The 665-nt window shown below is 47.2% G+C and carries 2 protein-coding genes; both read left to right on the top strand.

The features are described from left to right. Nucleotides 1-293: arginine N-succinyltransferase (locus A3750_RS21940; RefSeq protein ID WP_197475232.1), on the top strand; the 293-nt coding region annotated here is incomplete at its 5' end. A gap of 9 nt (nucleotides 294-302) precedes the next feature. Beyond that, a partial coding sequence (locus A3750_RS21935) for an aldehyde dehydrogenase family protein (protein WP_156498832.1) occupies nucleotides 303-665 on the top strand: 363 nt, incomplete at its 3' end.

Genomic DNA, 665 nt, shown 5'->3' with positions numbered 1-665 from the left:
GTTATGTCGATATTTTCGATGGAGGACCGGTGATGGAGACCTTTGTTGAAGAAATTCGAGGCGTTCGAGAGAGTAAAGTTTTACCGTATAGAGTTGATGAACAGCATAAAGCGCCTGTTGGTGAACGCACTGACTATGTGGTTTCGAATCGAAAAATGGAGCGTTTCAGAGCCTTGCTTGTATCCAAAGAGCAGGTCGCCCACGACCATGTTAGTTTGAGTAAAGAGCAAGCTGATGCGTTATTGATAGATGACCAATCTGATATTCGCGTGATACCGCTTCGTTACGAATAGGAGAGCAGCATGTCCAACCTTGGGTTGTTGATTAATGGTAAATGGCAGGAAGGTTCCGGCCCTGTTCTTGAAAGTACGAACCCCTATACGCAAGAGCGTGTTTGGTCTGCCACAACGGCAAATAGTGATGACGTCGATCATGCTATATCGGCTGCACGCTCTGCATTCGTTGATTGGGCACGTACCTCTTTTGAGCAGAGAGTGGCCTTAGTTGAACGTTTCAAAGAACAGCTTCAGACAAACACCGAAGCGCTTGCAGATGCGATCGGTAAAGAGACGGGTAAGCCTTTGTGGGAGTCGCGCACTGAAGTTGCGGCAATGATTGGCAAGGTCGGAATTTCAATTCAGGCATATAACGACCGAACAGGTTCT

The sequence above is a fragment of the Oleiphilus sp. HI0079 genome, assembly GCF_001635105.1.
The sequence above is the reverse complement of the archived record's forward strand: the minus strand, read 5'-3'. Positions and strand labels throughout refer to the sequence as shown.